Here is a 26,320-nt window from a genome sequence, read left to right on the forward strand (position 1 = left end):
AGATTTCTATTTTAAAATAACTTCCATTTCTGTTTGTAATTCCTTTGCTTTTAATGCAGCAGCATTTGCAAAATCTTCATTTTTAGAAGCGTATATTATACCTCTAGAAGAGTTTACCAATAACCCAATATTTTCAGTTAAACCGTATTTACAGACATCTTGCAAATTTCCTCCTTGAGCACCAACTCCAGGTACTAATAAAAAAGCTTCAGGTACAATTTTACGAATTTCAGCAAAATACTCAGCTTTTGTAGCACCAACAACATACATCAAATTATGAGAGTTTTCCCAGGTTTTAGAAGTTTCTAAAACCAATTTGTAAAGCTCTTTATTATCTACTTTTTTGGTTTGAAAATCAAACGCACCTTCATTAGACGTTAATGCAAGCATAATAGTGTGCTTATCTTTTATGGCTAAAAAAGGCTCTACAGAATCTTTACCCATATATGGGGCTACAGTTACAGAATCAAAACCTAAATCTTCTAAGAAAGCTCTTGCATACATGTTAGAAGTATTACCAATATCACCTCTTTTTGCATCAGCTATAGTATAGATTTCAGGGTAATTTTCATTCAGATAATTGATTGTTTTCTCTAAACATTGCCAACCTTTTAAACCATAAACTTCATAAAAAGCAATATTAGGTTTGTAGGCAACACATAAATGATGAGTTGCATCAATAATGGCTTTGTTAAACTCGAAAATAGGATTTTCTGATGCTAATAAATGTGTTGGTAGTTTGTCTAAATCAGGATCTAAACCAATACATAAAAATGATTTTTTTTGATTTATTTGTGATATAAGTTCGGCTGTTGTCATTAGTTTTGCTTAAAGTGATACAAAAATACTATTTTTAACGGGTAACATTTGTAAGATCTTAATTTTTTAAAAGACAATTTTTAGATGAAAAGATTAATCTTATTACTTTTTATAGTTTTAGTGAGCTGTAATAAAGAACAACCAACTACATTTTCTGAGCCTGCAAATTTAGAAATGCTGGTTGGTGTAGATGGCACTAAAATTACCTTTAGAGAGGTGCTTTACAAACATAAAGGCAAAAAAATATTGATTGATTTTTGGGCCTCTTGGTGCAAAGATTGTATTGTAGGTTTTCCAAAATTAAATCAACTGCAAAAAGAATTTCCAGATGTAGAATATGTGTTTTTATCAACAGACTTTAGTCAGCCTTCTTGGAAAAAAGGAATAAAAAAATATAAAATTAAAGGTGAGCACTATAATTTGCCAAAAGGCATGAATGATGGCGATCTTGTAGAGTTTATAAACCTTTCTTGGATACCAACTTATATGGTTATTGATGAAGAAGGAGAAATTGCCTTATTTAAAGCTACGAATATTACAGATAAAGCTATCAGAGAGGCTCTTGAAGATAATTAAGGAAACGTTTTAGTAACTATTTAGTATTTAAAAGAATATTTACAGATCATTTCTTAATTTTACCATAGTTTTAAATACATCCTTATGAGAAAAAAAATAGTAGCAGGTAACTGGAAAATGAATAATGATTTAGCAGAGACAAAATCATTAATTAACGGTATTCAGAGTGAAATAGAAAACCTTGAATTAAATAATACAAGAGTTATTGTTTCTCCTTCTTATGTAAATTTATCATTAGCTTTAGAGTTAACTTCTTCAAATAAAATAGAAGTTGCTTCACAAAATATGCACCAAGCAAAAAGTGGAGCTTTTACAGGTGAAGTATCTGCAGATATGTTAAAGTCATTGGGTATTAAATCTGTTATTATTGGCCATTCTGAAAGAAGGCAATATTTTAATGAAACTGATGCTTTATTGGCGGAAAAAATGGATGCTATTATTGCCAACAACTTAGAAGCTATCTTTTGTTTTGGAGAGCTTTTAGAAGATAGAAAATCCGACAACCATTTTAATGTGGTAGAAAGTCAGTTAAAAAATGCTTTATTTCATTTAAAAGCAGAAGATTTCTCGAGTATTGTTTTAGCTTATGAACCTGTTTGGGCTATTGGTACTGGTGAGACTGCAAGTCCTGAACAAGCACAAGAAATGCATGCATTTATTAGAAAAACAATTGCAGAAAAATACAATCAAGAAGTAGCAGACAGCATTTCTATTTTATATGGTGGTAGTGTTAAACCTGCAAATGCAGTAGAAATATTTTCTAAAGAAGATGTTGATGGTGGTTTAATTGGTGGTGCATCTTTAAAACCTGCCGATTTTGCAGCTATTATAAAAGCAATTTAACTTAAGTAAAACAAATACTTTGGTATAAAACCAATAAATTTGCATCAAGATTAAATCTTGATGCATTTTTTATTATGGATAATATATATATCGAATATACTTTTACAATAACACCTAAAGAGCCAGCTTCAGAAATTTTAATAGCTGAGTTAGGTTCTGTGGGTTTTGAAAGTTTTGTAGAAACAGAAAATGGTGTAATTGCCTACATTCAAAAAGACGATCACTCTTCAACTGTTTTAGAAGATATTTATATTCTAAGTTCTAATGAATTTTCAATTTCATATACTAAAAAAGAGGTTGCACAGACTAATTGGAATGCAGAATGGGAGAAAAACTTCACCTCAATTCAGGTAAACGATTTGGTAAGTATTAGAGCGCCTTTTCATGAGAATCCTAATTTGCAATATGATATTGTAATAGAGCCAAAAATGAGTTTTGGAACTGGGCATCATGAAACTACGCACATGATGATTCAGCATTTATTGGCATTAGATTTAAAGGATAAAAAGACTTTAGATATGGGATGTGGAACTGGAATTTTAGCAATTTTCGCTGAAATGAAAGGTGCAAAACCCATAGATGCCATAGATATTGATAATTGGTGTTATGAAAACTCAATAGAAAATGTAAAACGTAATAATTGTTCAGAAATAAGCGTTTATGAAGGTGATTCTTCTTTGTTACATGATAAAAAGTACGATGTAATTATTGCGAACATCAATAGGAATATTTTGTTAGCAGATATGGAAATCTACACAAATTGTTTAAACGATAAAGGTGTTTTATTATTAAGTGGTTTTTATAAAGAAGATATTTCTATCATAGATGATGAGGTTTCTAAGTATAACTTAAAGTTAGAAAAAACGATAGAAAGAAATAATTGGGTTGCTTTAAAATACAATAAATTGTAATTTTGAAAATATGAGTACTAAAGAAAAAATTCAAGAGGAAGTAGACGTCTTAGAAAAAGAGGTTTTTCAGCACGAAATTGTTTTGCATAATGATGATGTAAATACGTTCGATTTTGTAATTGAATCTTTAATCAATGTTTGCGATCATACTTTAGAACAAGCTGAGCAGTGTACTATTTTAGTACACTATAAAGGTAAATGCACTGTTAAGTCTGGTGAATTTAAAGATTTAGAGCCAAGGTGTTCTAAATTATTGCAATTAGGTTTATCTGCAGAACTCGTTTAATTATGGAAAACGTATTAAAGTATTACGAGTTTTCGGATTTTAAGAAAGACAGTTCTGAAGCATTTTTTAATAACGATATTGCATATACTGAGCTAAATGATACTCATTTTTTGATTTTTGAAAAAGAGGAAAATCAATTTAATTTGTATGTGTCTAAATACAATTCAAGAAGTGAAATTGGTAAAAAGAAACCGCTTATTTTAGAATTGTTGGTTTCTAATTACGATAAAAGTAAGCCTGAGCATAGGTTAGCTATAAAACAATATCTTAATTAAAGATAAATTAAAAAGCCCATAAAATTTTCTTTTATGGGCTTAGTATTTAATTATTCTTTCTCTTTCAAAAACTCTTTAACCATACCATAAATAATGGTGTCTTTGTCGTTGTTTATTTCTCTCCATTTTAAAACTTTAACGTAAGCTTTTTTGCCATTTTTATCAAAAATCTCATCAATAGAGTTTAAATCGTTACCAGTTATTGCAACCACCAAATCTTTCTCATAATATGCTTGCGCATATTTATCTCCAAAAAGATCGAAGTTGTCTTTACCTATATGCGAATAAATATCATATGAAAATAAGTGTCCCAAATGTTTTACGTAAGCAGGATTTACATATTGTATGATAAAACGATTACCACGTTTTACCTTTTGCCAAACTGGTAAAGGAAAACCTTGATAAGTTCTATTGAAAATAATCATGTTCTTTTTAAGCGAAATGCTTTTTTCCTTCAGTTTTACAACTTCAATTTTTACATTTTGGTTTTCAGTTCTTAAAAAGTACGTTGATGTTGTTAAAAACAACAAAGAGATATAGGTAATAATTTTATGTTTCTTTTCTAAATTGGAAACAGTAAATAATAGAGACTGAGCCTTAAGTCCTAATTTTTTCATAAATAACGGGTATCAGATTATTTAAAAAATTTTCGGGGGTTGGTAAATGAATGTTAAAAGATCTTTTTTACAATGTTCGATGGTATAAATAAGAACTGTAACTTAAATAGGGAATTACATAACCATTATTAGGGCAAATGGAGTAGTGGAGCATAATTGTAGGGGTTAAAAGTGAAAATCAAATATAGTCAAAAAAAGCATATAAGAACAATACCCTTGTTCTTTTCATGCTAAATTGTTAGTAAAGTAAAGGTGACTTATTTTTTTATTTTGGTAATTCTTTGCACCATTCCATAAACTAAAGTATCCTTATTATCTCTAATACTTCTCCATTTTAAAACGTGTCCATTAATTGGCGCTCCAGATTTATCTAGAAATTCTTCAGTAGTAGTTAAAGTTGTTCCTGTTATAGAAACAGCAATGTCATTTTCATAAAATATTTGTGCAGATTTTTTTGGCCAAAGCTCAAAATTATTTTTTCCAATAACCAGGTATTGATCATTATTAAAAAAATGACCAAATTCCTTAACAAAAGCAGGGTTAGTATACTGCATGATAAACTCGTTACCTCTTTTTACTTTTTGCCAAACAGGTAAAGGAAATTCTTCATAACTTCTGTTGAAGATTACCATATTCTGTTTCAAGTTTAAATTACGCTCTTTTACAATTGCGTAATCTACCTTTACTCTTTGATTTTCTGTTCTTAAGAAATAGGTAGATATGGTTAAAAAAAGCAACGAAGCATAAGTAATTACTTTATGTTTACGTTCTATATTAGAAACTGCAAAGAGTAATTTACGAGAATTAAAACTTAATTTCTTCATTTACCTCCCTGTTTAAATAAGTGCAAAGATTCTGAATTTACAGTGTAGATGTTGTTAAACCATAAATTATAAATCCAATAAAATAAACGTATAGGGGTTATATATGAGGTATTATCACCTGTAAGCAAAGGCGATTGAATATAGAAAGCATTAGTTTTTATATTATCCATAGTTGAGGGAATTGTAGGGATTATTTAAAATACTAATTATTTGTTTCAACAAATAATAAGGCAAATATAAAAATATAAGATATATAGCCAATATTAATACTCTAATATACAAAGTAAAATTATATATATAGACTAATTATAAATTAAAATAAAAAAAAACTCATTTTAATTAAAAAATGAGTTTTTTTGTGACCATGCTAGGATTCAAACCTAGAACCTCTTGAGCCGTAATCAAGTGCGCTATTCAGTTGCGCCACATGGCCTTTTTGCGGGTGCAAATATAATATCATTTTTTTAATATAGAAAGCCTTATGAGGTTTTTATGAATTTATTTCATTCTTAAAATTTTCTACAACTGCATTTGCTTTATCTAAATCTGTATTGGCAGCATACAGCTCTATAGAATTACCCAAGGCTCCAAAGCCAGCTAAATTTCCTGAGTTTACCCTGTCTTTTATAATGGTTTTAATGTTTGCTTCTTCTAACAAAGAATTTAGTCTATTAACTAAAATAGAGCTTCCTGTAAATACTTTAATATATTCTATTTCCATAATGTTTGTTTTAATCTAAAGATTTCATAGTAACAAATGCTCGCCAACCAATAATGGCAAGTTGTATTTTTGATGCTTTAGAGATGTCTAATTCTTTTTTGGTGTAAGAAGGTAAAATTACCTTATTTACTTTAGCTAATGTTTTAAATAATTTTTTCTTCATTACTGTTTGGTTGGTCGTAAAAGGTAGCAAAAATGTACAACTTTATTTTGGTTATAGCAAGTTGTACTTAATTTCTTAGAATAGAATTATATAAATGATTTCTGCAACAAGTGTAATAAATTTAACCAGTAGTAAGATCATAATTTCTGTGAATTTTAAGTTGAATTTTAATTTTCTGATTTCAATATAAAATCTTAAAATGCTATCAACCTAAAGTTTATAATACTATTAATTAAATTTGTTTTACAATAATAATTAAATAAATAGTTTTAGTTATAATATTTTAAACATTTGCTAGGTGTTAGTTTATTTTTATAATTAATTTATATGAAAAATGCTTAAATGTGTTATCAAGTAAAGGGCTGTTTTAAGTGGATTTATAATTGTAAAGGAAATTTCATCTTTAATTGGTTGTATTTTGCACTTTTCATCTTTATCGAATTTAACTAATTGTATAATCTTGTATCTTTGGCAAAAAGATTTTAGATGAATTTTTTACTAATTATTGTTGGTTTAGTATTGTTAATTTTAGGTGGAGACTGGTTGTTAAAATCGGCAGTAGCATTATCGCTTAAATTAAAAATTTCTAAAGTTGTAATAGGGATGACAGTAGTTTCTTTTGCTACTTCTGCTCCTGAACTTATTGTTAGTATAAACGCAGCTTTAACTGGCTCATCAGATTTGGCTTTAGGTAATGTAATTGGCTCTAATGTTGCTAATTTAGGTTTGGTGCTAGGTATTACTTTGTTATTAGGTTCTATGGGGGTTAGTAAAGACTTTTACAAGTTGAATTGGCCTGTAATGATGATAGCTTCATTGTTATTATATTTCTTTCTTTTGAGTGATTCTGTAATTGTTTGGTGGGAAGGTTTGTTTCTGTTTGTATTCTTAATCTGTTTTATTGTCTATTTACTGCGTTCCCAAAAAGAGTTTGATCTTGATGATATTATAGAAGAAGAAATTCTATTACCTAATCATAAAACATTCTTTTACTTTTTAATAGGTGGTTTAGGCCTTTGGGGAGGATCAGAATTATTGATTAAAGGAGCAACTTCGTTAGCATTAGAATTTGGAGTAACTGAGAGAGTAATAGGAGTTACCTTAGTTTCTATAGGAACAAGTGTGCCTGAGTTAGCAGCTTCTGTAATTGCAGTTCTTAAAAAAGAAAAAGCCATTTCACTAGGAAATTTAATTGGCTCTAACATATTTAATATACTTGCTGTAATTGGTATTACTTCAATAATAACTCCTGTGTCATTATCAGATCAAAGATTGTTGTCAAGTGATATTTTATGGATGTTAGCTATTTCATTTAGTATTTTGCCAATGGTTCTACTGCCAAAGAAATTCAAACTCAATTGGGTAAATGGTGTACTTTTGTTGGGTGCTTATTGTGCTTTTATTTACGTAATTATATAGTTGGTTGTTCTTTCTTTAAAACAAAGTGTTTTAATGCCATTAGAATAGCAACACCTAAAAAAGCAAATACTGTCATAAATAACCAAGTTAATTCATAGCCTATAAAACTAATCATTTGCATTCCTGAGTTATGGCTAAAAATACTAGCTAGCGAAAATGATATTGCATACATAGCCATATATTCTCCTTGATTGCCTTTTTTACCTCTTTCCATTGCAAAAGCATTTGAGAAAGGAAAAGCAATCATTTCTCCAATGGTCATCAACAAAATGCCTACAAATAAAACTCCTATCCAAGATGTAGTTAAAAGGATAACAAAACTTAATGAGACTAAAAATAGACCTAAAGCAACAAGCTTTATCTTATCTTTTTTCAAATTTTCTAACCAATGAATAAGTGGCATTTCAAAAACGAAAATGAAAAAACCATTAAAACCCATGAGTAAGCCAATTTCGAATTCGCTTAAATTTCTAATGTCTTTGTAATATAATGGCATTGTAGAAAAGTATTGCATAAAAGTAAATCCGAAGATGAACATTCCTATAAAAAAGATCCAAAATGCTTTGTCTTTATAAACTGATACTGGTTTTTCTACAATAACATTATCTAGTTCTTTTACTTTTTTAGGATGTAAAACAAATACTAATACCAAGGATGCTAAAATGCAAGTAATGCCATCAACCCAAAAAAGTGCATAATAACCAATACCTGTAATAATTATTCCACCAATTGCAGGTCCAGCAGAAAAACCAAGATTGATTGCCAAACGAATCAAAGTTACAGATCTGGTTTTGTTTTCTGGTTTACTGTAGGCATTTAGAGCAACAAACATTGCAGGTCTAAAAGCATCTGCTGCTAGCATTGTTAATAATATTCCAAGACAAAAAGACTCAAAAGTAGACAGGGTTTGTAATAAAATAAAGAATATTCCTGAGATTAGTAAACTGCTAAACATTACTTTATAATAGCCTATTTTGTCTGTCAGTTTTCCTCCAAGCCATGTGCCTAAAACAGAACCTAATCCCCAAAAAGATAATATCCAACCTACATTTGCTAAGCTAAACCCTAAATTTTTATTAAGGTATAAAGATAAAAACGGAATTACCATTGTTCCTGCTCTATTCACCAAAGTAATTAATGAAAGCCACCAAACCTCTTTAGAAAGGCCTTTAAAGGTGTTTACATAATTGGTTAGAATATTTTTCATCTGGATTATTAGTGTGATAAAATCAAAAAGCCCAATTTCTAGATTGGGCTTTTAATTAATATATTTATTGAATAGAATTAAAAGTGCAACCTCAAATTTGTATAATTGGTAAGTTAGATTTATAAATTCTATTTTTCATTTGCATTAATTACAGGGTAAACGTACGTAAAATTATTGAATATCGTATTTTTGAAAGATAAACATGCTCTAATGAAAAGACTATTTCTACCTAGTTTAATTGTTTTAATATTGATAATATCTTGCAATTCTAAAGATAAAAGACCTTTGTTAGGTGATACTCCATATCAACAAAAATTGAATGCAAGTTTTAAAGATGCTACATCATCACCTTTAAAAAAGATAGATATTAAGGTTTTTAAGGGCTTAGATTTTTTTCCTGTAGATTCAAACTTTATTGTCACAGCAAAACTTACTAAAATCGAAAATGCGCCTATTTTTAAAATGGCAACTACTACAGATAGAACTCCTTTATATAAAGAATATGGAGTTTTAGATTTTACGATTAATAATAAGGCATTACAACTTACAGTATATCAAAGTCAAGAGGATTTAGAAGATGAGCAGTATAAAGATTATCTGTTTATCCCTTTTACAGATGAAACTTCTGGCAATGAATCTTATGGAGGAGGTCGTTATATGGATGTTATGTTAACTGATATTAAAAATGATCAAACAATTCAACTCAATTTTAACAACACCTATAACCCTTATTGCGCTTATAATGAAAAGTTTTCTTGCCCAATTACACCAAGAAAAAATCATTTAGATATAGAAATAAAAGCGGGTATTAAAGATTTTAAAAAGCATTAAGCGTCTAAAGAAATACTGTTTTTAGCGTCTTCAAGAATTGCGTTTTCTAAGTTATTTAAATGATGCTGTCTTACTTTTAGTTTTGTTTCAGCATGTGCTTTCTTGTTTAGTTTAGTAAACATTTCAGCAACCTTTTTTGCAGTAGGTATTAAGTGAGTTTCAGGCACAATCATGTCTAAAAAACCTGCTTTTACAGCGTCTTTAGGATTAAAGATTTCAGCATTATTAACACTTCTGTTTAAATATACTTCAGATAGTCTTGCATTAGCAATGGCAATACCAGCATTATGCATGGTCATTCCAATTAGCACTTCATTTAGTCCAATTTTAAAATCGCCTTCTACACCAATTCTATAATCTACAGATAATAATAAAAATGCACCTTTAGCAATAGCATGACCATTACAAGCTAAAATTATTGGTTTAGAAAAAGACAACATTCTTAAAGAAAGTTTAGAACCTTTGGTTACTAATTCTATGGCAGATTCAGGTGATTTTGTCATCACTTTTAAATCGAAACCTCCAGAAAAAATACCATCTGTACCTGTTAGAATAACTACCTTATCTTCTTTGTCAGCTTTATCTAAGCCTGCATTTAAACCTGCAATAACTTCGTGAGAAATCGCATTCGCTTTTCCGTTATTAATAGTAATTATTGCGTAGTTTTCTTCTGATTGATAAGTTACAAATTCGTTCATTTTCTGAGTTATATTAATTTAATAAGGTACATTCCTGCAAAAACAGCTAAGAAACCTGTGATAAAACTGACAATTGTATAGAATGCAAATGAGGTAAAATCTCCTGATTTTAAGAATACATGATTCTCGTACGCAAAAGTAGAAAAGGTAGTAAAGCCACCACAAAAACCTGTTGCCAATAATAATGTATGATTTTCTGAAATGGCATCGTTTTTTGCTGCATATCCTAAAATCAAACCTATTAAAAGGCTACCTAAAATATTTGCAGCAAAAGTGCCATAAGGCACTCCTGTTTCAGTGTTGTTTAGCCATTTGCCAATGATGTATCGCAAAACGCTTCCAAACCCTCCACCAATAAAAACAAGAAATAAGCTTTTCATTACAAATCTAATTGATCAATGTTTCTCCAATTTTTCTTGTCTACTATAGTACCTTTATTTAAAATCATAATTCCAGGATTAGATCTTATCATGGTTTTTAAAGTAGTTTCATCACAAAATAAAAATTCAAAATCTAGTTGATAACGCTCTTTGGTTAAATCTATGATATCAGAAAAAGAGGCAGAAACACCGTAAATGCTGTAGCCTTTTGCTTTAGCATCTGTAGCTAACTTTTTAATTTCTGGAAATGCACTGTAATTCGACTTTTCCAAACTAGGCATAATTACTAAAATAACTTTTTCTTTTGCTAAAATTTGTGGAGCCAAATCGTTTTGGGAATCTTCTAAAAAGAAATCATGAATTGGTGGAATTTTACCATCATTTTTATATTCCATTCCTTCAGGAATATTTGTACCAATAGCATATGCTCTAAAGTCAATAATTGGTAAATTAACCAAAACATACCAAGTAATTGCTGCTGATATTAATAATGATAAAAAGACAATAAAGCCATTGTTATTCCTCGGTAAAATAGGGTTGATAAATTTTATTTTAAAACCAATAAAGAATATTAAAATGGTTAGTATTACATCTTTCCAAAAGGTCTCCCAAGGCGTAAGTTTAATAGCATCACCAAAGCAGCCACAATCTGTAACTTTATCAAAATAAGCAGAGTACCAAGTTAAAAATAGAAAGAATAGAATAATTAGTTTTAAGCTGTTTACGGTAAATTTTCGTTTCCAACCTACTAAAAGAGCAACACCTAAAACTATTTCTGCAATAATTAAAAATATTGCAAAAGGTAAGGCATAAGGTATCAGAAACTCTAAATTTAGTACACCTTCAGAAAAATATTCTTCAAATTTGTATTGAGAACCAATAGGATCTACCAACTTCACAAATCCAGAGAAAATAAATAATCCTCCAACAATAATTCTAGAAATTTGGACTAAAATATTGATGAATGTATCTTTTTGTTTTACCATAAAATTTAAATTTAATTCTGCAAATGAATCATTGCAAAAACAGCATAATTGATCATGTCTTGGTAGTTGGCATCAATACCTTCAGATACAATTGTTTTTCCTTTATTATCTTCTATTTGTTTTACACGAAGTAATTTTTGAAGAATTAAATCGGTTAAACTAGAAACACGCATATCTCTCCAAGCTTCTCCATAATCATGATTTTTATTCATCATTAATTCTTTGGTAATTTTCACGTGCTTATCATAAAGTAAAGTAGCTTCTTCAGTAGACAAATCTGGATTTTCAACCACACCTTTTTCTAGTTGAATTAAAGCCATTACAGAATAGTTGATAATACCAATAAATTCAGACTTTTCACCTTCATCTACTTTACGAACATCATTCTCTTGTAATTGTCTAATTCGTTGTGCTTTTATAAATATTTGATCTGTTAATGAAGGCAAACGTAAAATACGCCAAGCACTTCCATAATCTGTCATTTTTTTTATGAATAAACTTCTGCATTCTTCAACTACAGCATCATATTGTTTTGAGGTGTCTTGCATTTTTTAATAAAAAGAATTTATCAAATGTAGTAAATCTTATATCCAATTCATTTATTTTTACAATGAAATTAACAATGATTTTATGAAAAGAGTAGTTGTGTTTTGTGGTTCTAGTATAGGTTTTAATCCTGTTTACAAAAAAGCCGCAAAATCTTTGGGGCACTATTTTGCAACTCATAATATTGGGTTAGTTTATGGTGGAGGTAAAATAGGAATGATGGGTGTTTTAGCAGATACCATTTTAGAAAATGAAGGTGAAGTTATTGGAGTAATACCTAAACTTTTAGAAAAGGTTGAAGTGATTCATGCAGGTGTAGAAGAAATGATTGTTTGTAAAAACATGAGTGAGCGTAAAGTAATCATGAGTAAATTGGTAGATGGTTACATTACACTTCCTGGTGGTTTTGGTACTTTAGATGAGCTTTTTGAAGCACTTACCTTAAACCAATTGCATATAGAACAAAAGCCTGTAGGTTTGCTGAATATTAACGGATTTTTTGATGCCATTTTAATGCAAATTGATAAAATGGTTGAAGAAGGTTATGTGAGACCAGAAAATAGAAAGCTCTTAATTGTTGCAAATACTGTAGATGATTTAATGATAAAAATGCAGCAATATGTTGCTCCAGAGTTAGGGCATGTAATTCAAAAAGTGGTAAAATAGAATGACGATTAACTGCAAAGGCAATTTGATAGATTTAGCTTCTCCAAAAGTTATGGGGATTTTAAACATAACTCCAGATTCTTTTTATGATGGAGGAAAGTACAAAGACGAAAACGCCATTTTAAGACAAGTTGATAAAATGTTAGAAGAAGGTGCAACATTTATAGATGTTGGTGCCTATTCTTCTAGACCAGGAGCAGCACATATTTCTGAAGAAGAAGAATTAAAAAGAATTTTACCAGTAGTTGATTTGTTGGTAAAAAACTTTCCAGACATTATTCTTTCTATAGATACATTTAGAAGCGCTGTTGCTAGAGCCACAATAGGTTCTGGTGCAGCACTAATTAATGATATTTCAGGTGGTAATATGGATGACCAAATGTTTGCAACTGTTGCAGATTTGCAAGTTCCATACGTTTTAATGCATATGTTAGGTACACCACAAAATATGCAGAAAAATCCTGTTTATGAAGATGTAACAAAAGAGATAATTTCCTTTTTTGCAGCACAGATTTTTAAATTACATCAATTAAAGTTAAATGATGTAATCATTGATGTTGGTTTTGGTTTTGGTAAAACGTTAGAACATAACTTTGAGATTTTAAAAAACTTATCACTTTTCAAAAGTTTAGATGCACCTATTTTGGCAGGTGTTTCTAGAAAATCGATGTTGTACAAAACTTTAGATGTTTCTGCTAAAGAAGCCTTAAATGCAACCACTTCTGCAAACACTATTGCTTTGTTAAATGGTGCAAATATTCTACGAGTGCATGATGTAAAAGAAGCTTTAGAGGCTGTAAAAATTGTACAGCAAATAAAATAAATTAATTCAAATTCTTCATTTATAGTCTAGCCCTGATTGAACGATTTGTTTGAGCTCTTTTGAAGCATGAAAAAAGCGAGTAGTGAAAGCAGGAAATGGCTTCAGAAAAATAGCAAAAAGACCTGGGTAAATTAATTTTACTTCACAAATTTTCTATGTATTTTTGCAAACTATGCAAGAAACAAAAAAACATCAATTAACAGATTGGTTACCAACTACAAACAGGGAAGTTAAAATCCGTGGATGGGATCAATTAGATGTTATTTTATTTAGTGGAGATGCTTATGTAGATCATCCTTCTTTTGGGCCAGCAGTAATTGGTCGAATTTTAGAAAGCTATGGTTTACGAGTTGCTATTGTGCCTCAGCCAAATGTAAATGATAATTTACAAGATTTTGAAAAACTGGGTAAGCCAAGACTATTTTTTGGTTGTACTGGTGGTTGTATGGATCCTATGGTTTCTAACTACACAGCTAGCAAAAAAAGAAGAGATAAAGATGCATACACACCAAATGGTGATAAAGGTTTTAGACCAGACTATGCAACATCTGTGTATTCTAGAATATTAAAAGATAAATTTCCTGATGTACCAGTTTTAATTGGTGGTATAGAAGCTTCTTTAAGAAGAGTAACTCATTATGATTATTGGTCTGATAAATTGTTACCTACTATTTTAGAAACCTCAAGGGCAGATATGCTTGTTTACGGAATGGGTGAACAGCCTTTGCGTGAAATTGTAACTTTATTGCAAAAAGGAGTGCCTTTTTCTAGTTTAAAAAACATTAAACAAACTGCAGTTTTAATTGATCAGAAAGAAGAGAAATTACCTGTTATAAATGATTGGGAGGATGTAACTATCAATTCTCATGAAGCCTGTTTGAAAGACAAAAAGACGTTCGCCTCTAATTTTAAAGTGATAGAGCAAGAGTCTAATAAATTAAAAGCGAGAAGGATTTTACAGGATGTTAAAGGTAAAACCTTAGTTATTAATCCGCCCTTTCCAACAATGACAGAAAAGGAGATTGATGGTTCTTTTGATTTGCCTTACACAAGATTACCACATCCAAAATATGATAAACGTGGACCTATACCTGCGTTTGAAATGATTAAATTTTCTATTAATATACATAGAGGATGTTTTGGTGGATGTAGCTTTTGTACAATTTCTGCACATCAAGGAAAATTTATTGCAAGTAGGAGCCAAGAATCTGTTTTGAGAGAAGTAGATAAGGTTGCAAATATGCCAGACTTTAAAGGTTATTTGTCTGATATTGGTGGGCCTTCTGCAAACATGTATCAAATGAAAGGTAAAGTACAATCTATCTGTGATAAGTGTGTTGCTCCAAGTTGTATTTCGCCTGTAATTTGTTCTAATTTAGATACCTCTCATAAACCGTTAACAGATTTATATCAAGCAGTAGATAAACATCCGAAGATTAAAAAATCTTTTATAGGTAGTGGAATTAGACATGATATGTTGGTTCCTGAATTTAATAAAAATGCAGATCCTAAAGAATTGGATGCTTATACAGAAGAGGTAATGACCAAGCATGTTTCTGGTCGTTTAAAAGTAGCGCCAGAACACACTTCAGATCCTGTTTTAAAATTAATGCGTAAACCATCTTTTACGTATTTTCATAAGTTTAAAGAACGTTTTGATAGAATTAATATTAGGAAGAAATTGAACTTACAATTAATTCCGTATTTTATTTCTAGTCATCCTGCAAGTGAAGTGGAAGATATGGCTAACTTGGCTGCTGAAACTAAAAATATGGGCTTTCAGCTAGAACAAGTTCAAGGTTTTACGCCAACTCCAATGACGGTTGCTACAGTAATTTATTATTCAGGGTATCATCCTTATACATTAAAACCAACTAGAACTCCTAAGACTAAAAAGGAGAAAGAAGATCAGCATAAATTTTTCTTTTGGTATAAAAAGGAAAATAAAGATTGGATTAGAAATACCTTAAATAAAGTAGGAAGACAAGATTTGTTAAATGTTTTGTTGCCAGAAAATAAATCGTGGCAAAAGAATAAAAAGGCAAAGCCTGCTAAAAACACTTTTGATGATGCTGTCCCTTTTAATAGAAGAAAAAAGAAAGTAACTCGTAGTTCTTCTAAAAAAAGACGAAGATAAATTTACTCTGGTAAAACTGTAATGTGAACTTTTAAAATACATTCATTTTTATAATCAGTATCAGCAGTAAAAGCTTTAATAACTAACATATTACTTTGGCCAACTAGAGTTTGGTCTATTTTAATTTGAAAACGATTTGAATCTTGATTAATTCTTAGTTTACCAGCAAAATGATATAACTGATATTCAATTTTTCGGTCTTTTGGGTCGTTAGCTTCTACTAAAAGCTCATATTCATCGCCAATTTTTAAAATTGGTTTTTGTTGATTTTCTTCAGGATTGATAGTCCAAGTATTGCCAAGATTATCAGAAATTTTAGAAATAGAAATAAAATAATCGTCTATCTTATTTTTCTTATTGTTAAAAATGGTAATGGCATTTTTTAGATCTTGAACAATTCCAGAAAGTAAATGTTCTTGACTCTGAATTAAATCCTGACCATTATTCTGTGTTTTCTGGAACTGAAGAACTTCATTAAAGAAAACTTCAAACCTTTTTTTATCAAACAGAACAGGTAGAAAGTGATCCCAATTTTTATCTATAATTTCTTTTAAGTCTTCCAGCTCACTGTAAAAGATTATTCTTTTTTCAAATAGAAAGCCATCATTCTGCTTTTTTGAATGGGCTCTTTTTGCCACCCATTTATCAGAAATTTCTTTAGAAACTTGGTAGTGACTGCTGTCTGCATTGCCAAGAATATCAATAATTAATTGTCTTAATGTGGTGATGTATTGTTGTATCATTAATAAAACTGAGTTAAAAGAAATCTATTACAAGAGTTAGCGAAGTTAAATTTTTAAATTTTGAGAACCAAGTCTCTAATAGATTCTCTTAATTTTTTACCTAAAAGATGGCGAAAGATATTAAGAATAAAATTCCCATTCCAAATGAGGCTATAAAGCCAAAACTAATATTTAATAATATAAATTTTAAGAATGTTTTAAAATAACCTTGCTGATAAAATTTTTTCATAGCCAAGTATAGATAAATTAAAAAGAGGATTAGAAAAACCCAAACTGCTGGAGTTACATGAAAAATTAGAAATATAAAGTATATGGAGAACAGCATAAAGAATACTGTTTGCACATGAAATACAAAAATAAGATGATCTACATACGTGTATTTTCTTCTAATAAAATAGAATTTTAAGAAGAGTGTGAAAAATGGTAGAAATATAAATAAGGCAATAGATCCATAAGACAATAATTGATTAAAATACTGTTCTCTTGTTTCTTCATTTTTAGAGAAAGAATGTAAACTTTTGGCTCTTGTGAATAGAAATCTATTCGTAAAGTTTTTTTCATAACCCAAAGAATCTAGCGCATTATTAATATCAGGATTCGGATTTTCCTTTACATAATCCATAAAGGCATTAAGTTTAGAATCAAAATCTAGATTAATGCTGTCATCAGTTGAGTCTTTTTGGCTCTCTATTTTAATGGCTTCTAAATCTTTCATGAAAGTAGAATCTTTTGCTTGTTTGTCTACTTCATCTAAAATTATTTTTCTTGTTTTCTCAGGCACAGGAATAATGAAGTTTTTCATTTCGGTATCAACCTCTTTTTTTAAAGAGTCAATTTCTTTTTCCGTGAGTTTTTTAGACTTTACCTCAGTTGAATCTTTTTGTTTGATGTCGATTATTTTTTCGGTAACATTGGTAGCAAGCGCTTCATACTTTTGTACTGTTTTGTATAAACCAATCAATAAAAAGAAGATGATGGAAACCGTTAAATAGAAACGAAAAGGATTTGTGTAACGTTGTCTTTTACCACTAATATAGTCTCTTGAAACTTTACCTGGTTTTGTAAGTAGAGGTATTAGAGTGTTCCAAAATTTAGCTTCAAAATTGAATAAACCATTAAAAACTTCATGAATAAAACTTAAAAAGGTAATTCTGTAGCCATTATTGGCTTGGCCACATTCAGGGCAAAAATTTTCTGATCCGCTAAAAGGATGCCCACAATTTAAGCATGCAGGATCTTTAATTTTGGCTACTTTATTTTTACCTTTAGTTAGTTTGATAATATGGTTGTTGCAAGTTGAAACGTAGGTATGTAAACTTTAAATTCTTCTAAAGTATTGGTGTTTATCATTTTGTAATATCCGTTCATGGCACCAATATTAGATTCTAAAAAGCAGCCAGAACTGTAAGAGTAATGATCATTTGGTTGTAATACAGGGCTTTGACCAACAACACCTTCACCTTCTACAATTTCGGTTTTATTTAAACTGTCGTAAATTTTCCAAAATCGGTCTGTAAGTTGCACTGTTTCTAAAGAATGATTTTCTATAGTAATAAAGTAGGCAAAAACGTAATACAATCTATTGTTTCTATAGCTTGTACCATTAAATTTCGTTTTTACAGAAATTCGAATGCCTTTTGTTACTTGCTCAATCATTAAGGTAAATGTAGTTTTTTTGATTAAAAAATACAAATACTAACTTTAATTATCTATTTTGATTAAAAGTAGCATTTCCAACACCTATAACTCTATCATATAAACTGCCAAAAGGTTTAAAATAAACAATGACTGTGTATTCATTTTCGGTCTGAAAAAAGGTGCCATTAATTTCGTTGGTGTTTACGTTTCCAGATTCATCAACTGTAGCAAATGTATAATTATAAAAGCCTTGTTTCAGCAGTACACTTCCAGAATACATGCTATTGTTAAAATCATATTCTAGTTGAGTTTCATCTTCAATTTCAAAATTATTGAAGGCACCATATACGTGCACCTGTTTGTCTGCAAAAGGCTCGTCTGCATTTATGGTAAAATGCATTCTTGCATAATCTGCTTCAGTTCTGGCATCATTTCCGTCTAAAGTTCTAAAAACGAATTGCCCATTAATATCTGGGTTATATCTATAGGTTAAATAAGGATCATAAGTAAAAGGATATACGTAATGCTGAAATACATCACCTTTTTCAATTCTAACAATATTGATGCTTTTGTTTCTTAAGAACTTGCTGTCAAAATTTAAGTACTCATTACCACCCCAAAAGTTAGTTTGGTTAGAGTAAGTATATTTTAATTGATTAGGTTTAAAAAATGTAGGTTGTAAATCAGTAATTTTTTCATTCCAATTTTCATTTTTTAAAATAGCTACATTAATTTCCTGCTGTGGATTGTTGATTCTTAAATTAGGATAATTAACACTAAATTCGAGAGTTTGTTGTTTATTTAATGTTTTGGCATTTCTACTTCTAGACACTTGAATACCTATTGTTGCTGCACTTTCGTATAACACGAATTTACGCGTAAAAACAACGTCATCATCATCGTCTAAAACGGATAAAAGGTAATTACCACTTTTTGTAATTACTGTATTTGCATTGGGAATTCTTACTTCATAATGCGAATAACTTTGTAAAGTATTAAAAGAATTGGTGACATTAATTATGGTATTTTCGTCAAATCCATCTATAAACTGACTCGAAAGCAATCTGCTTTTTTGCCAATCGTGTGTCATGTGTTCAATTCTATATTGATAATCTTTTCCATCAGCCTCTAAATCATCAAAAGAAAGTTCTAAGGTAGTTCCTAATGGTACAATTGAAGTGTAAACATCATCACCCAAAGCCCTTAATTGAATAGATTTTATTTCTTGATTGTAGCCCTGAATGCTAGATAATAGCGTGATAATAATGAATATAAATTTCTTCATTTTACAAAAATATCAAAAGATTTCTAAGGATATTACAAAATTCAAGCCAAAAATGAATATCAATTTAAATTATTTAGAATAAATATAAATAACAAATTTAAGCCGTTTTTTATGTTTAAAATAATGCTTAAAAGCCGTAAATTTGCATGATTTTTTTAGTTAAATAAAATTCCACAATTACTATGTCAAAAGACATTCGTATTAAAAAAGGCTTAGATATTAAGCTTGTTGGTATTGCAGAAAAAACAACTACAAATAGTTCTTTAAGTAGTGTTTATGCAATAAAACCAGAAGATTTTCATGGAATTACACCAAAACTTGTTGCCAAAGAAGGAGCTGAGGTAAAAGCAGGAGATACACTTTTTTATTCTAAGAGTGACGAACGCATTTTATTTCCAAGTCCTGTTTCTGGTAAAGTTACTGAGGTAATTCGTGGAGCAAGAAGAAGAGTTATGGCTGTTAAAATAGCAGCAGATGCAACTCAAGTACATACAGATTTTGGTGTTAAAGATGCCGCAAAAATGTCTGCAGAAGAAGTAAAGAATCATTTGTTTACTTCTGGATGTTGGCCATTTATTAAGCAACGTCCATATGATGTTGTTGCGAATCCTAATCAGGCTCCAAAAGCAATCTTTATTTCTGCTTACGCAAGTGCGCCTTTGGCTGCAGATTTAGAATATACTTTAGCAGGTAAAGAAGCTGAATTACAGGCTGCAATTACTGCTGTTTCTAAATTAACAGAGGGTAAAGTGCACCTATCTGTTGGTGCTAATTCTATGTTTGCAAATTTATCTGGTGTAGAAATTCATAAGGTATCTGGCCCTCATCCTTCAGGAAATGTTGGTACGCAGATTGCAATGATAGACCCAATTAATAAGGGTGAAGTTGTATGGGTTGTAACTCCACAAGATTTAGTGGTTATTGGTGAATTGCTTTTAACTGGTAAATTAAACTTACAAAGAACAATCGCTTTAACAGGTTCTCAATTTGAGAAGCCTCAATATATTACAGCAATTGCTGGGGCGTCTATTTCCGATGTAACTGCCAATAATTTGAACAACGATAATACCAGAATTATTAGTGGAAACGTGCTTTCTGGAAAGCAAGTAGAAATTGATGGTTTCTTAGGGTATTCTGACAATCAAATTACAGCAATACCAGAAGGTGATGATTATGAGTTTTTTGGTTGGAATAAGCCAGTTTTTGATAAAATTTCTGCATCAAGAGCATTAACATTCTCTTGGTTAACTCCAAACAAAAAATACGATTTAGATACCAATACAAATGGTGAACATAGAGCATTTGTAGTTACTGGTTCTTATGAAAATGTATTTCCACTAGATATTTATCCAATGCAATTGTTAAAAGCATTTATGATAAAAGATTTAGATGAAATGGAAGCTTTAGGTGGTTACGAAGTAGCCCCAGAAGATTTTGCTTTAACAGAATTTATTTGTGTGTCTAAACAGCCACACCAAAAAATAATTCGTGAAGGTTTAGATTTAATGAGACAAGAATTAGGATAGAGTTATGAGCTTAAAACAAAACTTACATAATTTAAAAGAGAAATATAAGGGCACAAAAATGGCACCTGCATTTAATGCAATCCATACGTTTTTATATTTACCAAATGAGGTTACTCATGGAGGAACTCATATTAAAGCAGCAGATGATTTAAAGCGTACAATGAATATTGTAATTATGGCTTTAATTCCTTGTTTGCTATTTGGAATGTTTAATGCAGGTTATCAGCATTATGCAGCTATAGACGGTTCTTTAAGAGACAATGTGTTAGCTAACTTTTTTACTTGGGACAATTTTTGGATCGGTATTATTAAGGTATTACCATTAGTAATTGTTTCTTATGGAGTTGGTTTAATTGTAGAATTTATTTTTGCAGTCATTAAAGGACATGAAGTAGAAGAAGGCTATTTAGTAACTGGTATGTTAGTGCCATTAATTGTACCTGTAGATACGCCACTTTGGATGTTAGCAGTAGCAGTTGTTTTTGGTGTTGTAATTGGTAAAGAAGTTTTTGGAGGTACAGGTATGAATATCTTAAACCCGGCATTAACTATTAGAGCATTTTTATTCTTTGCATATCCAACTTGGATGTCTGGAGATAAAGTATGGGTTTACGATGCTGTTGAAAGAACAGGAACTGCAGATGCAATTTCAGGAGAAACTATTTTGGGTAGTTATGCACAAAATCAAGAGGTAATTTATTCTAATTGGGATAAATTCTTTGGTTTTATTCCTGGTTCAGTAGGTGAAACTTCTACTTTCTTAATATTATTAGGAGCAGCTTTCTTGATTTTTACTAAAATAGGAAGTTGGAGAATTATCTTATCAACATTTGTTGGTGCAGCTGTAATGGGCTTAATTTTTAACGGAATTGTAAATGCAGATATTATTACTGAATCAAGTAAATTTTATGGTTTAATGAGCACTAATTGGTGGGAACACTTAATGATTGGTGGTTTAGCATTTGGAGCTGTTTATATGGCTACAGATCCTGTAACTGGTTCTCAAACTAATAAAGGAAAATGGATTTATGGTTTCTTAATAGGTTTCATTTCAATAATGATACGTGTATTTAACCCTGCATATCCAGAAGGTGTTTTCTTAGCCATTCTATTAATGAATGTGTTTGCACCAACTATAGATCATTATGTAGTGCAAGGAAATGTAAAAAAGAGATTAAAACGTGCTAAAGTTAAAACTGCCTAATTATGAGTAAGAGAACAGATGGTAATGGTTATACAATGATTTTCGCTGTTGTAATGGTGTTAATTGTTGGTTCTTTATTGGCTTTTATGGCATCATCTTTAAAGCCAAACATTAAAGAAAATCAAAGAATAGAAAAACAACAAAACATCCTTTATGCAATGGATGTTAATGAGAATGACGAATCTAGTGCAACTTTTGTTTCTACAGCTGTTGCAGGAGAAGAGTTTTCTAAATACATCACAGAGCAACTTGTTTTAGAAAGTAAAGACGGTAAAATCGTTAAAACACAAACTAGGCAAGAATACATGGATGAAAATGCTGGTCAAGAGCCATATTTAATCGATGTAAAAAAGCAACAAGCCAATGCTAAAGTTGGTAAGGCTAGAAAATTGCCTTTATTTGTTGGTGAAAAAGATGGTAAGAAATATTATGTAGCTCCAATTTATGGTAAGGGATTATGGGATGCTATTTGGGGTTATGTTTCTATGGATGAGAATATGGTTGTTCAAGGCGCATATTTTGATCACAAAGGAGAAACTCCAGGATTAGGAGCAAACATTAAACAACGCTATTTTATGGATGATTTCTATGGAGAGCACTTACTTACAGAAGCAGGTGTTTTTAAAGGAATTACTGTTGCCAAAGGTAACAACGATCCAAAAAATGACGATAAAACAGATTATGAGGTAGATGCTATTGCTGGTGCAACAATTACTGGAGATGGTGTTACTGCAATGATAAAATCAGATTTATCATTATACGTACCTTATTTTAAATCATTAAAACAATAATTTATGGCACTTATATCAAAGAAAGACGCAGCCTTAATTAAAGATCCTTTTTTAGACAATAACCCAATTACTATTCAAGTATTAGGTATTTGTTCTGCATTAGCAATTACAGCTGAGCTTAAGGCTTCTATTGTAATGTCTGTATCAGTATTATTTGTATTAGGTTTAGGTAATGTTGTAATCTCATTAATGAGAAACATTATCCCTTCTAAAATTAGAATCATAGTTCAGTTAATTGTAGTTGCAACTTTAGTAATTATTGTTGATTTAGTGCTAAAAGCTTTTGCATACGAATTAAGTAAAACACTATCCGTATTTGTTGGTTTAATTATTACCAACTGTATTATTATGGGGCGTTTTGAGGCTTTTGCCTTAGGTAATGGTCCATGGAGATCTTTCTTAGATGGTATTGGAAATGCAGTAGGTTATGCTGTAATTCTTATTGCTGTAGGTTTCTTTAGAGAGTTATTAGGTTCAGGAACTTTATTAGGTTATAAAGTTTTAGGAGATCCAATAGAAAAGACAGGTTTATACGCAATTGGCTATGAGAATAACGGATTTATGTTATTATCACCAATGGCTTTAATTGTAGTTGGTATCATTATTTGGGTTCAGAGAACTAAGAACAAATCATTAATAGAAGAACATTAAATACAATAATCATTAATCAATAGTAATTGATTTTTGATAATTGATAATTGAAAAAAATATGGAACATATAGAATTATTTTTCAAATCGATTTTTATAGATAACATGGTTTTTGCAACATTCTTAGGGATGTGTTCTTACCTGGCTGTATCTAAAAAAGTATCTACTGCTGTTGGTTTAGGGGCTGCTGTTATATTTGTATTAGCAGTAACTGTGCCTTTAAACTGGTTATTAGATCAATATATTTTACAAGAAGGAGCACTTTCTTGGTTGGGTGAAGAATATGCACAATACGATTTAAGTTTCTTATCATTCATCATGTTTATTGCAACTATTGCAACCATGGTACAATTGGTAGAAATTATTGTTGAGAAATTCTCACCATCTTTATACAATTCTTTAGGTATATTCTTACCATTAATTGCTGTAAACTGTGCAATTTTAGGAGGTAGTTTATTCATGCAATCTAGAGAAATACCTACTTTAGGTTTGGCTTTAACTTATGGTGTGGGTTCAGGAATTGGCTGGTTTTTAGCAATTTTGGCTATTGCTGCAATTCGTGAAAAAATTAGATATTCTAGTGTTCCTCCAGCTTTAAGAGGATTAGGAATTACTTTTATAATTACTGGTTTAATGGCAATTGGTTTTATGAGCTTTGGTGGTATGTTAACAGGAGGTGATGAAAAGAAAGATGAGCCAAAGAATGAGGAAGCTAAGATTGAAGTTCAAAAAGAACTAAAGAAAGAAGAAGATGCTAAAATAGTAGCAGAAAACACAAACTTAAATAACAATTAGAATGATATTAGCAGCAGGTACAACAGGTACAGTTATTGCAACAGTAGCAGCTTTTTTACTAATTACTTTAATATTAGTTGCTTTATTGTTGTTTGTGAAGCAGAAGTTATCTCCTTCTGGTCCAGTAACCATTACAATTAATGGTGAAAAGACTTTAGAAGTAGGTTCAGGAAGTACGTTATTAACAACATTAGGTAACGAAAAAATCTTTTTACCATCAGCTTGTGGTGGTGGAGGTTCTTGTATACAATGTGAGTGTCATGTTTTAGAAGGTGGAGGAGAAGCTTTACCAACTGAAGTACCTCACTTTACTAAGAAAGAATTAAAAGCAGGAGCACGTTTAGCATGTCAGGTTAAAGTAAAACAAGACATGAACATTACAATTCCAGAAGAAGTATTCGGAATTAAAAAATGGGATGCTGTAGTTGTAAGAAATTACAATGTAGCTTCATTTATTAAGGAATTTGTAGTAGAAATTCCTGAAGACATGGGCTATAAAGCAGGTGGTTATATTCAGATTGAAATACCTCCTTGTGAAGTTAAGTTTTCTGATATGGACATTACAGCTCACCCAGAAGAGCATGAAACTCCAGATAAATTTCAAGCTGAATGGGACAAGTTTAAACTTTGGCCATTAGTAATGAAGAATACAGAAACTGTAGAAAGAGCGTATTCTATGGCCTCTTACCCTGCAGAAGGTAGAGAAATCATGTTAAATGTTCGTATTGCAACTCCACCTTTTGATAGAGCTAAAGGTGATTGGATGGATGTTAATCCTGGTGTTGCATCTTCTTACATCTTTAACTTAAAGAAAGGTGATAAGTGTGTAATTTCTGGTCCTTATGGAGAATTCTTCATCAACGAATCAGATTCAGAAATGTTATATGTTGGTGGTGGTGCTGGTATGGCTCCAATGCGTTCTCACTTGTATCACTTATTCAAAACCTTAAAAACAGGTAGAAAAGTGACTTATTGGTATGGAGGTCGTTCTAAGAGAGAACTATTTTACTTAGATCACTTTAGAGATTTAGAGAAGGAATTTCCAAACTTTAAATTTTATTTAGCGTTATCAGAACCAATGGAGGAGGATAATTGGAAAGTTAAAAAAGATATTAATGATGAAGGTGATGGTTTTGTTGGCTTTATTCATAATTGTGTAATCGATAATTACCTAAGTCATCATGAATCTCCAGAAGATATTGAGTTGTATTTCTGTGGACCACCGTTAATGAACAAAGCTGTTCAGAAAATGGGTGAAGATTTTGGAATACCAGATGAACACATCAGATTTGACGATTTTGGAGGATAGAAATTCTTCATATAGATAAAAAAGACCAACAATTATGTTGGTCTTTTTTTTGTTTATGCTTAAAAGAATTAAGGAAAAACTATGCTAAAATAGTTTCATTTAAAAATGTTTTTAAGTGATAAATAGGTTCTCCATTTTCTTGCTCAAATAACTTAGATAAATCCATTACATCCTCAACTTGATCTAATTCACACAATAGAGAAATCACAGCACAAAGTCCGTTAAAAAGCACATCATTTGCTGTGGGATTTTTTGGCTTTATATTGTAATGGCATAAAGGAGTTTCAAATCCACAAGCCTCTAAAAAGACTTTCTCTATTTTTAAAATCTCTAGGGGAGTGTACCCATTGAATTTGCGTCCCAAATTTTGATGCACCCTACCTACATAGCTTAATTCTAAAGAACCATGATCATTAGATAAATGTTTCCAACTATCATGATTGTCCAATATATTACCTACTGCACATGCAGCACAATCTTCTGGATTTAGTTGCTTGTTATGATACGCATTGTATAATTTAGTTAAGGCTTGTTCCAGTCGTTTAGAAGTCTTCATCATCATTTAATTTTGCTTTTTAAAGATAAGAAATCTTTAAAACTATTAAAAAAATTGAAAGTTAAATTATTGGTCTAAATTGTTTTCAATCTATTT

32 protein-coding genes, 1 tRNA gene and 1 pseudogene are annotated in these 26,320 nt (G+C 30.5%); 16 read left to right on the forward strand and 18 right to left on the reverse strand.

Going from position 1 to position 26,320, the window contains the following annotated elements; translation table 11 throughout:
• Positions 1-6 precede the first annotated feature (6 nt).
• On the reverse strand, positions 7-819 hold the full coding sequence (gene pyrF / locus MED152_RS11400) for an orotidine-5'-phosphate decarboxylase (RefSeq protein ID WP_015482040.1): 813 nt from the start codon (positions 817-819) through the stop codon (positions 7-9).
• 84 nt (positions 820-903) lie between these two features.
• Between pyrF and MED152_RS11405 the strand changes: the two genes are divergently transcribed.
• From MED152_RS11405 to MED152_RS11425, 5 genes are all read left to right on the forward strand, one after another.
• Complete coding sequence (locus MED152_RS11405) at positions 904-1,395, forward strand: TlpA disulfide reductase family protein (protein WP_015482041.1); 492 nt, start codon at positions 904-906, stop codon at positions 1,393-1,395.
• An 84-nt stretch (positions 1,396-1,479) separates the two neighbouring features.
• Entirely contained in the window at positions 1,480-2,238 is a 759-nt protein-coding gene (tpiA, locus tag MED152_RS11410) for a triose-phosphate isomerase (RefSeq protein WP_015482042.1), read from the forward strand.
• Between the two features lie 74 nt (positions 2,239-2,312).
• Positions 2,313-3,149, forward strand: a complete 837-nt coding sequence (prmA, locus tag MED152_RS11415; protein WP_015482043.1) for a 50S ribosomal protein L11 methyltransferase — start codon at positions 2,313-2,315, stop codon at positions 3,147-3,149.
• A 10-nt stretch (positions 3,150-3,159) separates the two neighbouring features.
• A complete protein-coding gene (locus tag MED152_RS11420) occupies positions 3,160-3,435 on the forward strand; it encodes an ATP-dependent Clp protease adaptor ClpS (protein WP_015482044.1) in 276 nt (91 codons plus the stop codon).
• A gap of 2 nt (positions 3,436-3,437) precedes the next feature.
• Positions 3,438-3,710, forward strand: coding sequence for a hypothetical protein (locus MED152_RS11425; RefSeq protein ID WP_015482045.1), 273 nt, complete (start codon positions 3,438-3,440; stop codon positions 3,708-3,710).
• 50 nt (positions 3,711-3,760) lie between these two features.
• Here MED152_RS11425 and MED152_RS11430 read toward each other — a convergent pair whose 3' ends face one another.
• The 6 genes from MED152_RS11430 to MED152_RS11450 all read right to left on the reverse strand — a co-directional run bounded on the left by MED152_RS11430 (position 3,761) and on the right by MED152_RS11450 (position 6,035).
• On the reverse strand, positions 3,761-4,327 hold the full coding sequence (locus MED152_RS11430; protein ID WP_015482046.1) for a hypothetical protein: 567 nt from the start codon (positions 4,325-4,327) through the stop codon (positions 3,761-3,763).
• Between the two features lie 257 nt (positions 4,328-4,584).
• Positions 4,585-5,151: a hypothetical protein gene (locus tag MED152_RS11435; protein ID WP_015482047.1), complete on the reverse strand. Its 567-nt coding sequence runs from the start codon at positions 5,149-5,151 to the stop codon at positions 4,585-4,587.
• The gene (locus MED152_RS13765; RefSeq protein ID WP_015482048.1) at positions 5,148-5,321 is read right to left on the reverse strand and encodes a hypothetical protein; all 174 of its coding nucleotides are present in this window, start codon (positions 5,319-5,321) and stop codon (positions 5,148-5,150) included. The genes MED152_RS11435 and MED152_RS13765 overlap by 4 nt, the downstream gene beginning before the upstream one ends.
• Before the next feature lie 189 nt (positions 5,322-5,510).
• Positions 5,511-5,584, reverse strand: a tRNA-Arg gene (locus tag MED152_RS11440).
• A gap of 57 nt (positions 5,585-5,641) precedes the next feature.
• Positions 5,642-5,872 carry a DUF2007 domain-containing protein gene (locus MED152_RS11445; RefSeq protein ID WP_015482049.1) on the reverse strand — a complete coding sequence of 77 codons (231 nt, stop codon included), beginning with the start codon at positions 5,870-5,872 and terminating at the stop codon, positions 5,642-5,644.
• Between the two features lie 10 nt (positions 5,873-5,882).
• Positions 5,883-6,035: a hypothetical protein gene (locus MED152_RS11450; RefSeq protein ID WP_015482050.1), complete on the reverse strand. Its 153-nt coding sequence runs from the start codon at positions 6,033-6,035 to the stop codon at positions 5,883-5,885.
• Positions 6,036-6,521: 486 nt separating this feature from the next.
• Between MED152_RS11450 and MED152_RS11455 the strand changes: the two genes are divergently transcribed.
• Positions 6,522-7,454, forward strand: coding sequence for a calcium/sodium antiporter (locus MED152_RS11455; protein WP_015482051.1), 933 nt, complete (start codon positions 6,522-6,524; stop codon positions 7,452-7,454).
• Here MED152_RS11455 and MED152_RS11460 read toward each other — a convergent pair.
• On the reverse strand, positions 7,447-8,661 hold the full coding sequence (locus MED152_RS11460) for an MFS transporter (protein WP_015482052.1): 1,215 nt from the start codon (positions 8,659-8,661) through the stop codon (positions 7,447-7,449). The genes MED152_RS11455 and MED152_RS11460 overlap by 8 nt on opposite strands.
• Before the next feature lie 210 nt (positions 8,662-8,871).
• Here MED152_RS11460 and MED152_RS11465 point away from each other — a divergent pair, with 210 nt between their 5' ends.
• Positions 8,872-9,492 (forward strand): DUF1684 domain-containing protein, encoded by a 621-nt coding sequence (locus tag MED152_RS11465; RefSeq protein ID WP_015482053.1) that lies wholly within the window; start codon positions 8,872-8,874, stop codon positions 9,490-9,492.
• Here MED152_RS11465 and MED152_RS11470 read toward each other — a convergent pair.
• The 4 genes from MED152_RS11470 to MED152_RS11485 are packed head-to-tail and all read right to left on the reverse strand — an operon-like array spanning position 9,489 to position 12,104.
• Entirely contained in the window at positions 9,489-10,190 is a 702-nt protein-coding gene (locus tag MED152_RS11470; RefSeq protein WP_015482054.1) for a crotonase/enoyl-CoA hydratase family protein, read from the reverse strand. The two genes, MED152_RS11465 and MED152_RS11470, sit on opposite strands and share 4 nt — an antisense overlap.
• Before the next feature lie 8 nt (positions 10,191-10,198).
• Positions 10,199-10,570, reverse strand: coding sequence for a fluoride efflux transporter CrcB (crcB, locus tag MED152_RS11475; protein WP_015482055.1), 372 nt, complete (start codon positions 10,568-10,570; stop codon positions 10,199-10,201).
• Positions 10,570-11,556, reverse strand: a complete 987-nt coding sequence (locus MED152_RS11480) for a DoxX family protein (protein WP_015482056.1) — start codon at positions 11,554-11,556, stop codon at positions 10,570-10,572. Before MED152_RS11480 ends, crcB begins: the two co-directional genes overlap by 1 nt.
• Positions 11,557-11,567: 11 nt before the next feature.
• Positions 11,568-12,104: a DUF1599 domain-containing protein gene (locus tag MED152_RS11485; protein ID WP_015482057.1), complete on the reverse strand. Its 537-nt coding sequence runs from the start codon at positions 12,102-12,104 to the stop codon at positions 11,568-11,570.
• A gap of 82 nt (positions 12,105-12,186) precedes the next feature.
• On the opposite strand from MED152_RS11485, the gene MED152_RS11490 reads away from it, so the two are divergent.
• The 3 genes from MED152_RS11490 (at position 12,187) to MED152_RS11500 (ending at position 15,728) form a co-directional block, all read left to right on the forward strand.
• Complete coding sequence (locus MED152_RS11490; protein WP_015482058.1) at positions 12,187-12,768, forward strand: TIGR00730 family Rossman fold protein; 582 nt, start codon at positions 12,187-12,189, stop codon at positions 12,766-12,768.
• Position 12,769: 1 nt separating this feature from the next.
• Entirely contained in the window at positions 12,770-13,591 is an 822-nt protein-coding gene (gene folP / locus MED152_RS11495; protein ID WP_015482059.1) for a dihydropteroate synthase, read from the forward strand.
• Positions 13,592-13,763: 172 nt separating this feature from the next.
• Positions 13,764-15,728, forward strand: coding sequence for a YgiQ family radical SAM protein (locus MED152_RS11500; RefSeq protein WP_015482060.1), 1,965 nt, complete (start codon positions 13,764-13,766; stop codon positions 15,726-15,728).
• Positions 15,729-15,730: 2 nt separating this feature from the next.
• On the opposite strand, the gene MED152_RS11505 is transcribed toward MED152_RS11500, so the two are convergent.
• The 5 genes and pseudogenes from MED152_RS11505 to MED152_RS11520 all read right to left on the reverse strand — a co-directional run bounded on the left by MED152_RS11505 (position 15,731) and on the right by MED152_RS11520 (position 19,394).
• A complete protein-coding gene (locus MED152_RS11505; RefSeq protein WP_015482061.1) occupies positions 15,731-16,471 on the reverse strand; it encodes a hypothetical protein in 741 nt (246 codons plus the stop codon).
• Positions 16,472-16,571: 100 nt separating this feature from the next.
• Entirely contained in the window at positions 16,572-17,432 is an 861-nt protein-coding gene (locus tag MED152_RS11510; RefSeq protein WP_015482062.1) for a hypothetical protein, read from the reverse strand.
• A 63-nt stretch (positions 17,433-17,495) separates the two neighbouring features.
• Positions 17,496-17,753: pseudogene (locus MED152_RS13890) on the reverse strand (DUF3667 domain-containing protein); the annotation flags it as partial.
• Positions 17,741-18,127 carry a Co2+/Mg2+ efflux protein ApaG gene (apaG, locus tag MED152_RS11515; protein WP_015482063.1) on the reverse strand — a complete coding sequence of 129 codons (387 nt, stop codon included), beginning with the start codon at positions 18,125-18,127 and terminating at the stop codon, positions 17,741-17,743. The pseudogene MED152_RS13890 and the gene apaG, both read right to left, overlap by 13 nt.
• Positions 18,128-18,176: 49 nt before the next feature.
• Positions 18,177-19,394 carry a DUF5103 domain-containing protein gene (locus MED152_RS11520; protein WP_015482064.1) on the reverse strand — a complete coding sequence of 406 codons (1,218 nt, stop codon included), beginning with the start codon at positions 19,392-19,394 and terminating at the stop codon, positions 18,177-18,179.
• 182 nt (positions 19,395-19,576) lie between these two features.
• Between MED152_RS11520 and MED152_RS11525 the strand changes: the two genes are divergently transcribed.
• From MED152_RS11525 to nqrF, 6 genes are read left to right on the forward strand one after another with little or no spacing between them, the layout of a single operon-like run.
• A complete protein-coding gene (locus MED152_RS11525) occupies positions 19,577-20,920 on the forward strand; it encodes a Na(+)-translocating NADH-quinone reductase subunit A (RefSeq protein ID WP_015482065.1) in 1,344 nt (447 codons plus the stop codon).
• 4 nt (positions 20,921-20,924) lie between these two features.
• Positions 20,925-22,124, forward strand: a complete 1,200-nt coding sequence (locus MED152_RS11530) for an NADH:ubiquinone reductase (Na(+)-transporting) subunit B (protein WP_015482066.1) — start codon at positions 20,925-20,927, stop codon at positions 22,122-22,124.
• 2 nt (positions 22,125-22,126) lie between these two features.
• Positions 22,127-22,915: a Na(+)-translocating NADH-quinone reductase subunit C gene (locus MED152_RS11535; protein WP_015482067.1), complete on the forward strand. Its 789-nt coding sequence runs from the start codon at positions 22,127-22,129 to the stop codon at positions 22,913-22,915.
• 3 nt (positions 22,916-22,918) lie between these two features.
• On the forward strand, positions 22,919-23,566 hold the full coding sequence (locus MED152_RS11540; protein ID WP_015482068.1) for an NADH:ubiquinone reductase (Na(+)-transporting) subunit D: 648 nt from the start codon (positions 22,919-22,921) through the stop codon (positions 23,564-23,566).
• A 58-nt stretch (positions 23,567-23,624) separates the two neighbouring features.
• Positions 23,625-24,359 (forward strand): NADH:ubiquinone reductase (Na(+)-transporting) subunit E, encoded by a 735-nt coding sequence (gene nqrE / locus MED152_RS11545; protein ID WP_015482069.1) that lies wholly within the window; start codon positions 23,625-23,627, stop codon positions 24,357-24,359.
• 1 nt (position 24,360) lies between these two features.
• Positions 24,361-25,668, forward strand: coding sequence for an NADH:ubiquinone reductase (Na(+)-transporting) subunit F (nqrF, locus tag MED152_RS11550; RefSeq protein WP_015482070.1), 1,308 nt, complete (start codon positions 24,361-24,363; stop codon positions 25,666-25,668).
• A 79-nt stretch (positions 25,669-25,747) separates the two neighbouring features.
• Here the strand turns inward: nqrF and MED152_RS11555 are convergent, their stop codons facing one another.
• On the reverse strand, positions 25,748-26,224 hold the full coding sequence (locus MED152_RS11555) for a hypothetical protein (protein WP_041384018.1): 477 nt from the start codon (positions 26,222-26,224) through the stop codon (positions 25,748-25,750).
• Positions 26,225-26,320 lie beyond the last annotated feature (96 nt).

Origin of the sequence: Polaribacter sp. MED152, assembly GCF_000152945.2 — a bacterium.
Taxonomy (GTDB): domain Bacteria; phylum Bacteroidota; class Bacteroidia; order Flavobacteriales; family Flavobacteriaceae; genus Polaribacter.

Coding starts and splice junctions, on each gene's coding strand:
- MED152_RS11425 (WP_015482045.1), top strand. CDS start 3,438: ATGGAAAACGTATTAAAGTATTACGAGTTTTCGGATTTTAAGAAAGAC.
- MED152_RS11435 (WP_015482047.1), bottom strand. CDS start 5,151: ATGAAGAAATTAAGTTTTAATTCTCGTAAATTACTCTTTGCAGTTTCT.
- MED152_RS11530 (WP_015482066.1), top strand. CDS start 20,925: ATGAGCTTAAAACAAAACTTACATAATTTAAAAGAGAAATATAAGGGC.
- MED152_RS11480 (WP_015482056.1), bottom strand. CDS start 11,556: ATGGTAAAACAAAAAGATACATTCATCAATATTTTAGTCCAAATTTCT.
- MED152_RS11445 (WP_015482049.1), bottom strand. CDS start 5,872: ATGGAAATAGAATATATTAAAGTATTTACAGGAAGCTCTATTTTAGTT.
- MED152_RS11535 (WP_015482067.1), top strand. CDS start 22,127: ATGAGTAAGAGAACAGATGGTAATGGTTATACAATGATTTTCGCTGTT.
- MED152_RS11420 (WP_015482044.1), top strand. CDS start 3,160: ATGAGTACTAAAGAAAAAATTCAAGAGGAAGTAGACGTCTTAGAAAAA.
- MED152_RS11470 (WP_015482054.1), bottom strand. CDS start 10,190: ATGAACGAATTTGTAACTTATCAATCAGAAGAAAACTACGCAATAATT.
- pyrF (WP_015482040.1), bottom strand. CDS start 819: ATGACAACAGCCGAACTTATATCACAAATAAATCAAAAAAAATCATTT.
- MED152_RS11555 (WP_041384018.1), bottom strand. CDS start 26,224: ATGAAGACTTCTAAACGACTGGAACAAGCCTTAACTAAATTATACAAT.
- prmA (WP_015482043.1), top strand. CDS start 2,313: ATGGATAATATATATATCGAATATACTTTTACAATAACACCTAAAGAG.
- MED152_RS11430 (WP_015482046.1), bottom strand. CDS start 4,327: ATGAAAAAATTAGGACTTAAGGCTCAGTCTCTATTATTTACTGTTTCC.
- MED152_RS11465 (WP_015482053.1), top strand. CDS start 8,872: ATGAAAAGACTATTTCTACCTAGTTTAATTGTTTTAATATTGATAATA.
- nqrF (WP_015482070.1), top strand. CDS start 24,361: ATGATATTAGCAGCAGGTACAACAGGTACAGTTATTGCAACAGTAGCA.
- MED152_RS11520 (WP_015482064.1), bottom strand. CDS start 19,394: ATGAAGAAATTTATATTCATTATTATCACGCTATTATCTAGCATTCAG.
- MED152_RS11405 (WP_015482041.1), top strand. CDS start 904: ATGAAAAGATTAATCTTATTACTTTTTATAGTTTTAGTGAGCTGTAAT.
- MED152_RS11525 (WP_015482065.1), top strand. CDS start 19,577: ATGTCAAAAGACATTCGTATTAAAAAAGGCTTAGATATTAAGCTTGTT.
- MED152_RS11460 (WP_015482052.1), bottom strand. CDS start 8,661: ATGAAAAATATTCTAACCAATTATGTAAACACCTTTAAAGGCCTTTCT.
- MED152_RS11485 (WP_015482057.1), bottom strand. CDS start 12,104: ATGCAAGACACCTCAAAACAATATGATGCTGTAGTTGAAGAATGCAGA.
- MED152_RS11455 (WP_015482051.1), top strand. CDS start 6,522: ATGAATTTTTTACTAATTATTGTTGGTTTAGTATTGTTAATTTTAGGT.
- MED152_RS11500 (WP_015482060.1), top strand. CDS start 13,764: ATGCAAGAAACAAAAAAACATCAATTAACAGATTGGTTACCAACTACA.
- MED152_RS11540 (WP_015482068.1), top strand. CDS start 22,919: ATGGCACTTATATCAAAGAAAGACGCAGCCTTAATTAAAGATCCTTTT.
- folP (WP_015482059.1), top strand. CDS start 12,770: ATGACGATTAACTGCAAAGGCAATTTGATAGATTTAGCTTCTCCAAAA.
- MED152_RS11490 (WP_015482058.1), top strand. CDS start 12,187: ATGAAAAGAGTAGTTGTGTTTTGTGGTTCTAGTATAGGTTTTAATCCT.
- tpiA (WP_015482042.1), top strand. CDS start 1,480: ATGAGAAAAAAAATAGTAGCAGGTAACTGGAAAATGAATAATGATTTA.
- apaG (WP_015482063.1), bottom strand. CDS start 18,127: ATGATTGAGCAAGTAACAAAAGGCATTCGAATTTCTGTAAAAACGAAA.
- crcB (WP_015482055.1), bottom strand. CDS start 10,570: ATGAAAAGCTTATTTCTTGTTTTTATTGGTGGAGGGTTTGGAAGCGTT.
- MED152_RS11450 (WP_015482050.1), bottom strand. CDS start 6,035: ATGAAGAAAAAATTATTTAAAACATTAGCTAAAGTAAATAAGGTAATT.
- nqrE (WP_015482069.1), top strand. CDS start 23,625: ATGGAACATATAGAATTATTTTTCAAATCGATTTTTATAGATAACATG.
- MED152_RS11505 (WP_015482061.1), bottom strand. CDS start 16,471: ATGATACAACAATACATCACCACATTAAGACAATTAATTATTGATATT.
- MED152_RS13765 (WP_015482048.1), bottom strand. CDS start 5,321: ATGGATAATATAAAAACTAATGCTTTCTATATTCAATCGCCTTTGCTT.